Source organism: Fimbriimonadaceae bacterium, from assembly GCA_019638775.1.
Lineage (GTDB): Bacteria > Armatimonadota > Fimbriimonadia > Fimbriimonadales > Fimbriimonadaceae > JAHBTD01.
The window spans coordinates 240,757-254,614 of sequence record JAHBTD010000002.1; the positions used below are offsets into that span (position 1 = coordinate 240,757).

The 13,858-nt window shown below is 54.9% G+C and carries 12 protein-coding genes; 5 read left to right on the forward strand and 7 right to left on the reverse strand.

Annotation, left to right across the window (positions count from 1 at the left end; translation table 11 throughout):
* Window positions 1-34: 34 nt before the first annotated feature.
* The 4 genes from KF784_07315 (at window position 35) to KF784_07330 (ending at window position 3,291) form a co-directional block, all read left to right on the forward strand.
* Window positions 35-1,051, forward strand: coding sequence for a beta-lactamase family protein (locus KF784_07315; protein MBX3118859.1), 1,017 nt, complete (start codon window positions 35-37; stop codon window positions 1,049-1,051).
* A gap of 22 nt (window positions 1,052-1,073) precedes the next feature.
* Window positions 1,074-1,568, forward strand: a complete 495-nt coding sequence (locus KF784_07320; GenBank protein MBX3118860.1) for a hypothetical protein — start codon at window positions 1,074-1,076, stop codon at window positions 1,566-1,568.
* A gap of 67 nt (window positions 1,569-1,635) precedes the next feature.
* Window positions 1,636-2,292 (forward strand): fructose-6-phosphate aldolase, encoded by a 657-nt coding sequence (fsa, locus tag KF784_07325; GenBank protein MBX3118861.1) that lies wholly within the window; start codon window positions 1,636-1,638, stop codon window positions 2,290-2,292.
* A gap of 12 nt (window positions 2,293-2,304) precedes the next feature.
* Window positions 2,305-3,291 (forward strand): hypothetical protein, encoded by a 987-nt coding sequence (locus KF784_07330; GenBank protein ID MBX3118862.1) that lies wholly within the window; start codon window positions 2,305-2,307, stop codon window positions 3,289-3,291.
* 276 nt (window positions 3,292-3,567) lie between these two features.
* Here the strand turns inward: KF784_07330 and KF784_07335 are convergent, their stop codons facing one another.
* Window positions 3,568-4,758 (reverse strand): hypothetical protein, encoded by a 1,191-nt coding sequence (locus KF784_07335; GenBank protein MBX3118863.1) that lies wholly within the window; start codon window positions 4,756-4,758, stop codon window positions 3,568-3,570.
* Window positions 4,759-4,845: 87 nt separating this feature from the next.
* Between KF784_07335 and KF784_07340 the strand changes: the two genes are divergently transcribed.
* Window positions 4,846-5,322 (forward strand): hypothetical protein, encoded by a 477-nt coding sequence (locus tag KF784_07340; GenBank protein MBX3118864.1) that lies wholly within the window; start codon window positions 4,846-4,848, stop codon window positions 5,320-5,322.
* Window positions 5,323-5,490: 168 nt separating this feature from the next.
* Here KF784_07340 and KF784_07345 read toward each other — a convergent pair whose 3' ends face one another.
* The 6 genes from KF784_07345 to KF784_07370 form a co-directional block, all read right to left on the reverse strand.
* Window positions 5,491-5,796 (reverse strand): hypothetical protein, encoded by a 306-nt coding sequence (locus tag KF784_07345; GenBank protein ID MBX3118865.1) that lies wholly within the window; start codon window positions 5,794-5,796, stop codon window positions 5,491-5,493.
* A 2-nt stretch (window positions 5,797-5,798) separates the two neighbouring features.
* The gene (locus KF784_07350) at window positions 5,799-7,073 is read right to left on the reverse strand and encodes a D-alanyl-D-alanine carboxypeptidase (protein ID MBX3118866.1); all 1,275 of its coding nucleotides are present in this window, start codon (window positions 7,071-7,073) and stop codon (window positions 5,799-5,801) included.
* A 39-nt stretch (window positions 7,074-7,112) separates the two neighbouring features.
* Entirely contained in the window at window positions 7,113-8,108 is a 996-nt protein-coding gene (locus KF784_07355; GenBank protein ID MBX3118867.1) for a hypothetical protein, read from the reverse strand.
* A gap of 99 nt (window positions 8,109-8,207) precedes the next feature.
* Window positions 8,208-10,946, reverse strand: coding sequence for a zinc-dependent metalloprotease (locus KF784_07360; protein ID MBX3118868.1), 2,739 nt, complete (start codon window positions 10,944-10,946; stop codon window positions 8,208-8,210).
* A 65-nt stretch (window positions 10,947-11,011) separates the two neighbouring features.
* Entirely contained in the window at window positions 11,012-12,337 is a 1,326-nt protein-coding gene (locus KF784_07365; protein MBX3118869.1) for an LCP family protein, read from the reverse strand.
* Between the two features lie 212 nt (window positions 12,338-12,549).
* Window positions 12,550-13,779, reverse strand: coding sequence for a cysteine desulfurase-like protein (locus tag KF784_07370; protein MBX3118870.1), 1,230 nt, complete (start codon window positions 13,777-13,779; stop codon window positions 12,550-12,552).
* Window positions 13,780-13,858 lie beyond the last annotated feature (79 nt).

The following is a 13,858-nucleotide window of genomic DNA, read 5'->3' on the forward strand; positions in this document are numbered from 1 at the left end:
ACCTTGCATCCAAGATCATCGTAAACTAAACTCAATGCTTACAACCTTTCTCCTCACCGCTGTCCTATCTACAACCCAGACCTCAAACGCCGACCTCATGAAGCTCCTGCCCCAATGGCTCGCCGACGAGGGCGCCGTAGGGGTTTCCGTTGCCGTCGTCGCCGACAACCACCAATGGCAGGCCACCTCAGGCTGGGCCGACCGAGAAAATCAGAAGCCAGTCCAAGCGACAACAGTCTTTCGACTCGGCTCAGTCAGCAAGCAGATCGCCGGCACAGCGGCAATCCAACTGGTGGACCAAGGAAAGCTCAACCTTGATGTGAGCGTCACGAAGTACGTGGCCGGGTTCCCAGAACCCGATGGAACCGTGACCCTAAGGCAACTCCTCAGCCACACGTCTGGAATGAGACATTATCAAGTTCTAAAAAGGGAGAACCTCTTCGAGTTCACTCCAACCAATAAGGCGCTCGGAATGTTTATGAACGACCCACGAGTGGGGAAGCCCGGAGAGAAATACTCCTACAGCACCCATGCCTTCACCGTCGTCGTCGCAGCGGTTGAGAAAGCATCCGGCATGTCATACACCGATTACGTCCGCAAGAACATCTCCGGCGGATCGACGCTCGATTGTGAGCTGCTTAGCGATTCAAAGCCCGCCCGAACTCAGCTCTATCGAAAGAACAAAGAGAAACCGGTGCTTGAAACGAAGCGCGAAGACAACAGTTGGAAGTTCGGCGGCGGCGGGTTGGAATCCACAGCCAGCGACCTCGCCAAGTTCGGCTACATGGTTGCCAAAGCCGAGGTTGTAACGCCTAAAGGCCGCGACGCGATGTGGACCAAGCAAAAAACCAGCGACGGTAAAGAGGTCAACTATGGCTTGGGCTGGGGCATCGGCGCCGATGGGATGATCCAGCACAGCGGAGGACAACAAGGCTGCTCGGCATATCTCCTCATCGACCCTAAGCGAAACATCAGCGTAGCCGTGATGAGCAACACAAACGGCATGGATGTTGGACGACTGGCCCGTGCGATCTTGAAGGATTGGAAGTAAGAAAAGCTGGGTAAGGAACCCAATGAGCACCGACGAAAAACAGACGGCCCAAACTCAACCGCCTAGAGAGTGGGACGAAGTTAACGACGAACGACTGCAAGCGTATCACTACGATGAGCGTAGACAGCGGTCGATGCGTATCGTCTTGTCGAGTGGAATTGGCGCGATCTTTGTTTCTCTTGTATGGTTGTTCATGAAGCTGTGGGTAGAGGAATTCTTTAACGCACATGGCCCTGTTATCTTGATAGTATCCATGATTGTCCTTGGAGTCGTATCCGTCATCGCACTTGCCGCGTTTGGGGAGCGCAGATCTGTCGATCAGTTGCTGGCGGGAGCGCTCTCCTTTTTCGTGCTGACGTTCGTTGTATGGTTTTTTTCGATTTCAGGAATAGAGTACTTGGCCCTCGGCCTGATGATTGGTTTGCTGCCCGCCTCTCTTGGAGTGTCAATCGGGCATGGGATCGTGTGTGTTCTGCCAAAGTTCTCTTCTCGCAACGGTGCTGCAAAGAAAGAATGACGGGTGGCGCTCCACAACGGAGCTAAAGCTCCATACGCCACAGGACCACTCAAGTAAACTCCCACACATGAAGTTGTTCGTCGACACTGGGGATATTGAAGAGGTACGTCAGGCTGCGGAGTGGGGGATTTTGGACGGCGTGACGACCAATCCCACGCTCATCGCCAAGTCCGGCAAAGGGTTCAAAGAGACCGTTCTCAAGATTTGCGAACTCGTCCCTGGTGGCGACATCAGCGCTGAGGTCGTCGCAACTGACTACGACACGATGCTCAAAGAGGCGCTAGAGATCGCAAGCTGGCATCCTCAGATCGTCGTCAAAGTTCCGCTCATCTCGCCTGGAGTGAGGCTTGTAAGCACCCTCACCGAGAAGGAAATCCGCACAAACGTCACCCTCGTATTCACCGTCACCCAAGCCCTCCTCGCCGCAAAAGCGGGAGCGACCTACATCAGCAACTTTGTGGGCCGCGTCGACGACATCTCCGGCGATGGCATGGAAGCGGTTGCCGAGACGGTGAACATGGTGAGCACCTACGATTTCGACAGCGAAGTTTTGGTTGCGAGCGTTCGACATCCCCAACATGTGGTGCAGTCGATGCAGGTCGGCGCCCACGTGGCGACAATGCCGTTCTCGATCATGAAGCAACTGTTTGGTCATCCGTTGACCGATAGCGGTTTGAAGAGATTCTTGGACGATTGGAATAAGGCCGGGCTAAGCATCTTTTAGCCTTAATAAAAGATGGAAGACAACAAGCTGAAGCGAAAGAGAAACGATGCGGCTTGTGTGTGGCGTGCAGGCGCGATTACTGCGGCTGCGGTTGGGTTGATCCTCGGGCTTGTTGCCTTTGCCATTGGAGGAATCAACCTTGAGTATTCGTTATATTTCTTTGCACTTCTACCCCTGCTCGTGGGAATGATCGCCTCGGGCGTTCTTTCGATCTGGGGGTATTTTGGGTTCGATAAGCATCTCGGTGCTGGCCTTGTCGCTTGTGTACTTCTTTCTTTTGGCCTGTTGGTGTTTTCTTTCGAAGGGGCCATATGTCTGCTGATGGCAGCGCCCCTCATCCTCATCTCTATGTTTGTGGGAAGCGCGATCGGCTGCGCCATCTATAACTACATTGATGACTTCAAGAGACAAAGGATGAACGTTGCGGTACTGATTCTCGCGCTGCCGTTTGTGTCCGTACTAAATCAGCAGCTTGCTCCACCGCCTCAGAAGAACACGACTTCGACAGCGATTATCATTGACGCACCTGCCAACAAGATTTGGCCTTACTTAAACAACCTGCCAGATATCCCTGCGCCAAATGAGCTTTTGTTCAGAGCAGGGGTTGCCCACCCGGTTTCGACGCGAACATTGGGGAGCGGAGTTGGAGCAGAGCGGCATTGTGAACTTTCAACGGGCGACATGCCAGAGGTGATCACTCGCTACGAGCCGAACAAGCTGCTGGAGTTCAAGGTGCTGAAGACGCCTCCAAGCATGATTGAGATGAACCCGTTTGGAGAGGTTCATGCCGCGCACTTGGAGGGGTTCTATGAGTGCCGAATCGGACGGTTTGAGTTGATTCCGCTAGCCGACGGAAGGACGAAAGTTGTCGGGACATCGGTCTATGAGCATCGCTTTGGACCGCGTTGGTACTGGACTTTGTGGACCGATAAGATCGTCCACGATGTGCATCTGCGCGTACTGCGAGAGGTCAAGAAAAGGGCAGAAGCGGAGGGATGAGTTGAGAGATCAGAAATCCGATATCCGATATCCGATATCCGATCTCCCATCTCCCATCTCGGATCGCCGATCTCCGATTTCTGATTTCTGACAACTGATCGCCAATAGCTGATAGCTGGAGCCAGTCTCACCCTCCCTGTTCACGCTTCGCTATGAACTTCCCTCCCTCAGAGGGAGGGACGGTGAACGGAGTGAACCGAGGGCGGGTGGATTACAGTTCGCAGTTTTGAAATCGGCTCGCCGACCTCTGCCCCCCTTACCACCCTTACAATCAACTCACTTCAACCCATTCGCAATCTCATCGCAACCTACTCCAAGCGTCTTGCGGGCGATCTTGTCCAAGTCGGCCTTTGATCCGATGAAGTGCATCGTTCGATGGACGTGCGTGATCGATCCACCGGGTTGCAAAGCTGCTGCCGCAGAAGAGGATTCGATTTCATAGAAAGGCCCAAGCGGCTTCTTTCCAGGCGCGGGCGGACCATCGTTGTAGCTGTTGACCACGTCGCCACCGTACGGATCAGCCTGCAACTCCCACATCGAATTCACGTAGTCGGTCACACCCTTTTTCTGCGTGTATTGTGCGACGGTGAGCATTCCTCGAACAGGGTCATAGCTCCCAATCACACCCTTTGACCGGTGTGGATTGAGGCCGATCTTGCTTCGGAACTGCCCGTCAGCCTTAAAGTAGACCGCCTTATCGCTGACGCTGATACGGTCATCGGGGACCTTGCCAAAGTAGGTGTCGTTGACAATCGGACCCATCGTGGATTCGTCTCCCGCGTTGTAAGGAACCACAACCGTTGTTGTCGAGGAGTGCTTCAGCATCGCCAAAATCCAGATCGAAAGCAAACCTGTGTCCTTCTTCCAAGCGTCGCTGCCGGTGTTCTTCAGTGTGTTGACAGTTTCGTAGGCCGCCACTTTCACGCCCGAACCCGGGGCAAAACCCAAAGCCTTTGTAACAGCTGAGGAGTTAAGCATCTGGACCTTCCGTGTGATATCCATATTGAAGGTCGTGCCCCAATAGTTTTGGAGGGATGCGCTTTTCTTGAAAGTGACCTGGCTTGCCGACTTGCTGGCAACCGGGTAGCTCACGGTGTCGATCAGTGGGGGTGTCTGCCAATGCTCCAGATTAAAAGGATCGCCACCCTTGAAGAAAACGGAGAACTGCCCGCCCTCCGGACCCAGCCAAAAGCGCTCCTCTCCACCAAACGCGTTCATATGCGGCACCAACTTCCCGCTCGCGATATGCTCGTAGTTGATCCAGCCGTTTCCAACACCCTTGGCAGCGTCAACGGTGCTGGTCATCACGCGGCCCTGATAGTCGGCGACAACAGCAACGGCAGCGTTCCCTTGTCGGAGAACGATGGTCGATTTGTACTTGCTAAGAAAGCGGACATCGTCCGCAAAGCTTTTGGGTGTATCCATGATGCCGAGTGAAGCGGCGATAAGTAGTGTGGACAGTGGCATGCTTGCTTCTTTCCTCCAATCCCCTAACTTCGCGCTCGCGCAAGGGGATTCCTCCTTATCGTCGCATGGGCTCGGATAGAATGAACCATGCGTTACCAGGATCAGCTTGTGAAAGCGACCCAGAAAGCCCTCGACGATATCAGCCGCTCTGCATTGGCGGTCCCCCAGGATAAGGTCGATTGGGTGCCGATGGGGAACGCAAGATCGGTGCTCAGCCAAATGCAGGAGATCGCTATGTCAGCCGCGTGGATTCTGCCCATCGTCCAAAGGCGAGAATTGCCAGAGTTCGACGAACATGCACGCAATGAAATGGAGCGCACCCGCGCCTCTTACGATACGGTGGAGAAGTGCCTCGAGGCCGCGCAAGTAGGAACATCTGAGTTTTGCCAAGCGATAGCCGAGTTTCCCGAGAGTCGGCTGGACGAAGAAATGACGCTGCCGTTCGGGGGCGGAATGGTGATGACGATGGCCGATATTTTGGACCTGCACCGCTGGAATATGGTCTATCACCTGGGGCAAATCAATGCAATCCAGCTCATGCTCGGCGATACCGAAATGCACTAACTGGGGTAGCCAATAGCCGATAGCTGATAGCCGATCGCCGATCGCCGATCGCCGATAGCAGATAGCAGATCTCTGATCTCCGATTTCTGAAACTGATCGCCGATAGCTGATCACCGATAGCCGATCTCTGATCTCTGATCTCTGATTTCCGACAACTGATCGCTGACTTCAAATATGCGCAGTGATGACCCAAGCCGTCCAGATCGTGACGTAAGCGATGCTTGCCAGAATCGCGGCTTTGCGCACGAACTCCCGATTTGTCTTGCAATAGTGGGCCATCACAAACCACGCCAAGACAAGAGTCATCCCCTTCACCGCCACGAAAAGCAATTCATTGCGCTCGATGAGTGGCTTCATCAGGGGGTTCAGCTCACTGATCATGCCAGCCGCATGAAGCCAAGCCGTCATCACCAGATCGGTGAAACCAATCAGCATGAGGAGAGCTATGCTTCGGGACGGAAAGAGTACACGCATCACTATAAAATAGAAGCATAATTTGTGCCAGAAATCGGGGTCTCTTCAGCCAATTTCACAAACCGATCTGCAATCTCACGGGCTTTTGCAGAACTGCATGCGTAGTGGTTGAAGATCACACTCACAATGACCCGCTCCCCAGACTTCCTCGTCACATAGCCAGAGATCGCCGAGGCCATATCGAGCGTGCCCGTCTTGCCTTGAATACTCGAACCGGCAAGACGTGACCGAAGCGTTCCCTTTCCGGGAACGGCGAGACCCGCCCGCCAATCCTCAAACCATGGCTGCTTCTGCGCCCAAACCAGCAGCTTGACAACGCCACGAACTGTCAGATTGTTGTGCCTGCTCATCCCGCTGCCATCGTCGGGCCGGACATCATTGGCCTCCCAGCCCACCGTCTCCACCAAGAACTTCTTGAGCCCTTGTTGCGCGGCTGGGTAAGGGTTGTCTTCCGCCGGCTTGCCTTGCTGCGTCGCCATCAAAAGCAAGTTCTCAGCATACAGGTTGTCGCTGATGGTCAAGCACTCAGCGATAATCTCTTTTAGCGGCTTGCCATCCAGCGTGAAGTCTGGCGCACGAGACGGCAATGAGTGCGACACAAAGAGCGGTCCGCCCAGGGCACGAGCAGCCGCCCTGTCAGGTTGGTTAAACGCGCAAGTCATCAGCTCCTTGCGTTCAGCAGGCAAGGGACCGCGCACCGTAACAATCTTTTGAAAGGGGTCGTACTCAGCACTGGCGGTGATACCGGGCAAAACCCTCAACCAGACATCCACAAAATCTGGAAGCGGCTCAACCTGTCCGTCGCTCGCCCAAACCTTGAACACGCCTTTGTCGATCGTGAAGGCTGTGACGGCGGCGGCGTAGTATTCCGGAAGATCGCCGTACTCCCAATTCGGTCCAAACTGCGGGCGGTATGCCTGCCGCACAAAAATCGGCATGATCTTATCGATCCCCAACTTCTTCGCCGCCGAAAGAAGCTGCGCTGAAGTCATCGTCGGGTCGCCCGGCGCATCCACAATCACCCGGTCCGACTCCTTCCAGAATCTCGTCTTCGGCACAAAATTCGGCCCCAGCCGATTCATCGCAAACATGGTCGTTAGCAGCTTCTGATTGCTCGCCGGCATCACCCTTTGACCAGAGTTCCGTTCGTACAGAATCGTTCCGTCGGCCTTCGCCACAACCGCCGACACAAGAGCCCCCGAGAGCTCGGGCGCATCCAGAACGACATCGAATGGGGTGGAGTAGGCGATGAGCGCGAACGTGAGCGATGCGAGCATGTGTCAAGAATACTCAGCACGACAGCATCACAGCCGCGATTATTCTTCGTCTTCAAAGACCGGCTCAGCGATGTGATCAAAAGCCGCGCTTTCGATATCGTTCGCCATCGCTTCGGCATACTCCCGCAGAAGCGGCTCGGGATCGTGTTTGGCGACTTTCCGAATTGCCGCGACCACCGACTCGCGCATCTGTTGGCTCCACTCAACCACATGAAAAAGGCCGTGAATGGCGCTGCGCCGCGCAATCCGTGATGGCGCATTCAAACAGTCGATCAGCAACGGCCCGCCGATGGTTCCAGGCAAATGCCCCCCCACTACAACCCCCGCCTTATAGATCGTCCTCGCATAGTCGTCTTCGGCATCCCAAATGAGACTCCGTATCGCCGCCACGGCGGAATCGATCTCCTCTTGAGTCTTGCAGAAGCTGCTCATATCCTCAAACAAGTCGAGTACACACCATTGCGCAGATCGCCTGTTCGGGTGCTTGCGTCCGTTCAAAACAATGAGCAAAGCCGGAAGGAAGATATGATCGCTGCCATGAAGCTCGATAACGGTGCGGGCTTCATTTGCCACGTCGCGGTCCGTGCAGTACAGCAGCTTCATCAGCGAAAGCGGGTCGAGCTCGCTGATATGCCCCTTAAATCTCGTGCTCATTCCGAGCGACTCTGCGATAGCAAATTGACGGTCGAAGTAAGGTTTGCTGGTTTCTATCAGGTTTTGTGTCGCCTGTTCAAGGGTCTCGCCGCGTTCTTCGTGCCAAATATCGTCACATCGCACAAACACCCCATGCGGCGTGCGCGCCACTTGCAGATCAAACTCCTCACCGTACATCTTTACGGTTGACGTCCCGCTCCAATCACTTCGCAAAACGTGATACTTGTAGCTGATCGGATGGGGAGGCCAATGAAAGGGCACCCGGTGTCCGGGTTTTACCGAGGTTGTGGAGCCGCCGTGGGCATCGACATACGCGTCGATGTATGCCTGCAAGTCTTTGGCGAGCTGTTCCGCCAGTTCAGCCGAGGGCGCATTGGGCATAGCTCTATTATGCCGTTACGGAACCTGTGGGTGTCGAGTTGCACCTTCGATAGCTGTGGAGTCGGGACTGCTCCCCCGGCCCCACAGCTACGTCCAGCTCTACCGACCGATCACCTGCGTCCGGTTCAAGAAACGGTCGATGGTCTCCTTCGTATCGCGTAGGTAGATGACGGTCATCGAGTCAAGCCCTTTGGGAGATTTCATCTGCGTTCCGTATCGAATCGAGAGCCGCCGAAGGCTGTCCGAAGCCAATATCCGAACGTCCTCGTTCACAGCTCCCTGCCCAGCCGATGCTTGAATGATAAGCCCATTGATGGCAAACCTCTGAAGATCACGGCGTACCGGAGCGATACTCTTGTTTTGCCCAACTTCCGAGAACACCGCCCCCAGCAGAGTCGCGAAGTGCTCCTCCAGAGTGTAGGCACCCTTTTGGCCCTTCGTCTTGTAAGCGTTCTCCGCGATCATATTCAACTTCTGAGCGCTCATCAGCGAAGCGTAAAGCAGGCTCTGCTGCTGCCCAATAATCTGCCGAACCGGCGCTGTCCAAGTGTTGTCCTCATAAGGTTTGTCCTCTTGTCGCAAGTTCAAAAGAACGCTTTCTGGAAGGTCAAGCGCAGTCGACGAGAAACAGTATCGAGCAATCATCTGAACTGCTTGCCGTTGGTCAGCGCTAGGTACGGGAGGCAGGGTCGCCGTCTGGCCTCGATCTCCCGCGAAGTTTCGATTGCCCGCAATGCCGCCGACGAATCGAGCGGCATATCGCCCCTCTCGGAATGTCCGAGCGATAGTGCCAAGAATGATCTCTGTGCGTTCGCCGTAGCTTTCACCCGGTCTCGGGAGCTGGGTGATCGCCCACTTGCGAACCTTGTCGGCAAGTTGTAGGTTCTTCGTGCTGAAGTTCAGCGGGTCCTTGGCGTCGTCAAACCGGACGGCGTAAGGATCGAAAGTATCCGCGTCCTCATCGGTCATAAACTTCAGGCCCGGCATCCCCGATTGCGACGCGATACGCGAAAGGAAGTATCGCTCACCTTCGGGCATTGTCACGTTCGGGCCATCGACATAGCCGTACTTGATCGCCCACTTATCGTAAACACCGATGGTCGGAGAGAAGAAGTTGCCACGACCCTTCAGAACCGCCAAAGTATTCGTCGGCGTGTAGTCCATGATCGAGGCGGTTGTCCCAACTCTTGACGTCAGGTCGTCGTCGTCAAGCTGGCTCGTCGTCAAAAAGGTCGAGGACGCGAAGCTGTGCCGTAGCCCGAGCGCATGCCCAACCTCGTGGCCCACAATCTCTTTGAAGAATTGCAGGGCAAAGTCCTTGGGGCTCACCTTCGAACCGACAGCCTCCAACCCCTTCAAAGCCTCCGCTGCATAGCCAGAAGCCTCTCGGGCGTAGCTGCAATCGAACGAGCGCCAGCCCAGAGCCGCAAGCTTGCGGCTTGTGTCTTGAACGTGCTGGGGAAGGTCGCCATGTTCGATGTATCGATCCGCCGGACCGTATTTGTCCCGATGCTCGTCGTGCGTAAAAACGTCGGTAGCCCGCTTGAGCCGCGCCAAAGACGGGGCGATAGAGCGAGCGTGCTCTTGCAGCGTAAACGACAGCATGTTCGCGTCGCAGATCACCGACGCGTTCAGAACTTCGCCGGTGAACGGATCAATCCTCGGCTGGGCGATGGCGTACGACTGATTCTCGCTGATGCTCCAACTGATCGTGTTGTAGCGCGCATCGCCCAAAGAATATTCCTTGTCGCTCTCGTCAACGATCTTCACGACCAAGGCATTCTTGTATCCAATCTCTTCAAACGCCTTGTTCCACATCAAAACGGCGTCTCGACAAGCCTCTCTGTATTCGTGCGGCACGCTCGGGTCGATATGCCAAACGATCGGCTTGACGGGCTCAGAGAGCTTTGCTGTGGGATCCTTCTTCTTCAGGTTGTATCGGAAGATGAAGCGCTGCTTGCGGTCGTTCTCAAAGAACCGGTCGATACTGAAAAACTCTTGGTGGAAGAACCCAACTCTCGGATCATATAGCCGCGGGCTGTAGTCGCTCTCTCGCCGAAACCAAACGTTATAGGTGACGGTCAGAGGGGCGCTGCGATCATCCTCAAGATGGTTTTGGGCAAGCCCGAGCAGTGCGGCGAGTGGATTGCCGCCAGCCTGTCCTCCACGTTGTGAAAAGTAATGCAGTTTCATCCTGACGAGCGTGTTGTCAGGAAATGCCCTGATCTCGTCAGTTGACGATTTCTCGCGGTCGAGCATGTACGGTCCGCCCAAAATCGCGGGTACAGCTTCATTGAGTCTCAAAAGTTCGCCCATGAAGATCGGGGTTACGTTCACAAGAAGGAGCTTCTTCTCGGGGTGGGTGGCCTCGATCCGATAGGATGCGAGAATCGCCTCTGGGAAGTTCCTCTCCGCAGCCGTCTTAAGTGGGTTGTCTTGGCTCCAGCGGTGGTTTATCGGAGGGCGCACGAGCCAAAGGTTGTTCTCATTGCGCTGAAGGCGGAACACGTCAAGAGCCAAATCACCGATAGGAAAGCCGGGTGCGATCGTGTCGGGCAAGAATCCAGTGTTGAACTGTCCTTGCACAAACATCAATTCGCCGATTCGAGATTCCGGAAGCTCGGCAAGAATCTCATTCTTTCTCTTGTAAAGCGTGATCGCCCCTTCAAAGCGGGGAAGGTCCTTGATCGCCTTCTCGAACTCTTCAACCTTGGTGTCTTTCTTTGGCGTCTCCTGCTTTGTTTTTTCGGCGGGTGGTGGTTCTTGGGCGAGGACAAAGCCGCTAACACAAAAAGAGGCCGCAAGGGCCATAGCGAGAAAAGGGATGCGCAAATGCATGGTCAATCAAGTCTCCGTCGAGAACTTTACAACAAAACCTTGGGGTTGCGTTCCCGGGCGATGCGCTACGGGGTCCTTATGCTAAGGCTTTCTTTCCGATCGGCTATCGATTGAGCCACATCCGTGCCTAGCGTGATGGTGATCTCAGGACCGGTGTAGTCCGGCGTGACCGTGCCTTTTCGAACCACAGCGATGCCAAGCAAGGCTTGTATTGCCTTAGCCTGGGCCTCGTTGGCAGCCCGATAATAGATCACTTCAGTCAGTGGTTGAGAAATGGGATCGTTCCCGTCGCTCCACGCTCGATAGCCGTCCTGAGTAAGGATGTCGGCTGCCGTTTTTGCGGCACCTTTCACGTCCGTGCTGTTCTTGATCGCGATACGCACGAGACTCTTGGCTGCAAACTCGTCACCCTTGATGAGCCAATCGACGGTTGCCTTGGATCGCTCTTCGTCGAGGACGTAATAGTAGGCGTCGCCCGACATATCGTCGGTTCCCGGCAAGGTCGCTCCTCCCATCGTCTCGCCGCTTGTGCCCTTAAAGATCGTGGCGAGGGCAAGCACCTGCATCTTGGTTAGGCTTGTCTCAATCTGCTCAAAGCCCGTATTGATGATTCTGTCAGCCTGCCAAAGATTGCTGGCTTTGTTCGCCTCATTCATCAACGCTCGAATGAACTGCTGCTGTCGTGCTACGCGCCGCAGGTCGCCCTCTTCCTTTGAGCCTTTGACACCGCGTAACGGAATCATTCTCCCTCGCTCATCCAACCGGTAGCGATTGACTTCTCTAAAGCGCACAAAGCCGACAGCCTCTTTGCCATTGATCCGCTGCTTTCCTTCGGGCAGATGGATATGGAGGTCAGCCCAATTGTCGTCGTAGTTCATCTCGTCGATAGTTTCGACTTCGATGCCTCCCAGAGAATCGACGATCTTAGGAACGGCATCGGGCTTGATGATGACGTGGTGGTCGATGGTGATGTCAAACATCGCCTCTAAGGTTCGCTCAAGCAAATCGACGCCACCACGAGCATAAACGCCGTTGATCTTTCCACTCTTGCCGTCTTCGGCTGTCACTTTGGAGTCGCGTGGGATAGATACCGCAGAAATCTTTTTGCTCTTCAAGTCAACCGACATCAGCATGATCGTGTCGGCCCGGGTGTTCTTGGAATACTGATTGCCCTTGTTGTCGTGATTGTAGTCTTGCCCAATCAGGAGCAGGGTCATTTTATCGACGTCAGGGAACTGACCACGAGGATTCGCCAACCCATTCCAAACGTCCACGATTCCGGCATTCTCTCCCGCGAACGACTTGGACACCCGGTAAACCCAGTTCCCAGCAATGCCGAGAACCATGAGCGGAACAAGTATCAAAACAAGGCGCAAGACCTTCTTCGCCATCGAGGGAATTATACGGTTTGTGGCGACCTTGAGTGTAGGCGTTTGGCCTGTGTTGTTCCTCCAAGGTTGACCCAGTAGCCGCAGGCTTTAGGCAGTGCTTCCGAAAACCATGTAACTTTGAATCCTCTCCCTTAAGGGAAAGCTGTGAGTAAAGCGAACAGGGTGAAGGGTGATCCCCTCGTTTTCGAATATCAAACTCACCCTGCAATCTTCTACCGCGACATCGCCTCATCCAAGATCTCGATCAACTGGTCAAGCTCCTCGACCGTGTTGTAGTGGACCATGCTCACTCGCACAACCCCCTCATCCACGTTCAGACCGAGCTTTTCGCAAAGATGATAGGCGTACATGTGCCCGTATCGAATGCCGAAGTTGCGACGATTTACGTAAGCCGCAATCTCCGAAGATTTTTTGGTCTTGTGGACGAAGCCAAATGTGGGATGGCGCGGTTCGTCGCGATGAGACGGGCCGAAAAGACGGATGTCGGATCGACTGTTCAGATAATCCAAAAATCGGTTCTGTACGGGCAGCTCCAAAGCATGCATGACGTCGAAGCCTTTGATGATTGTCTCGCGTGTGCAGGAGGAGTCACCCGTGAGAAAGCACAGATAATCTTGCAGGGCTAAGATTCCAGCCAGCCCTTCATAGGACAAGCATCCTAGCTCAAATTTCTTGGCTTTGACGTTGGGCAAGAAGAAGTGATTCGGGCCATCAAGCTCCGCCCATGCCTCTTTCTTGCCGTAAAGTCCAGCCATGTGAGGCCCATAGATTTTGTAATGGCTCGCCACCATAAAATCGACATCCCACGCGTCGGCATCGAGCCAGCGGTGGCTGGCAAAAGCCACCGAATCGACCACAACACGCGCACCCGCTTCATGAGCGATTTTCGCCACCGCCGCAACATCCACGACATCGCCGAGTAGGTTGCTCGTGTGGGTGACGCAAACGACTTTGGTGCGGTCGGTGATCACGCTTCGCAACGACTCCAGATCGCTCATGCCCGTCTCAGGATCGACGGTCCACCATTTCAGTTTCACCCCAGACCGTTCGAGCCGCTTCCAAGGGTTGGCGTTAGCCTCGTGAGCGCTCTCGTGGAGGACGATCTCATCACCGGGCTGCAGCTTCTCGCCGAAGCAGTTTGCAAGCATATAAAGCAGTGCGCTGGAGCTCGGCCCAATCGCCATATAGCCGCTTCTCTCGCCGCCATACATCCTCAGCAGGAATTCATGGGCTTGGCTTTCGACTTCGGTGGCACGATCAGCTGCGGGATAGCCCGCGCCAACCTGCACGTAGGAGTCCTTCATGAACCCCGACATCGCATCGATCACACATTTTGGGACCTGGGAGCCCCCCGCATTCTCAAAGAACCCGAAGCCGGATTCGAGGGCAGGGAATTGGGATCGTACGGCCTGAGGAGAGGGGATCGGAGCAAGTGCGGACATGGATGATAGGATACTTTTTTTGGGCGTTGGGCGTTGGGCGTTGGGCGTTGGGCGTTGGGCGTTGGGCGTTGGGCGTTGG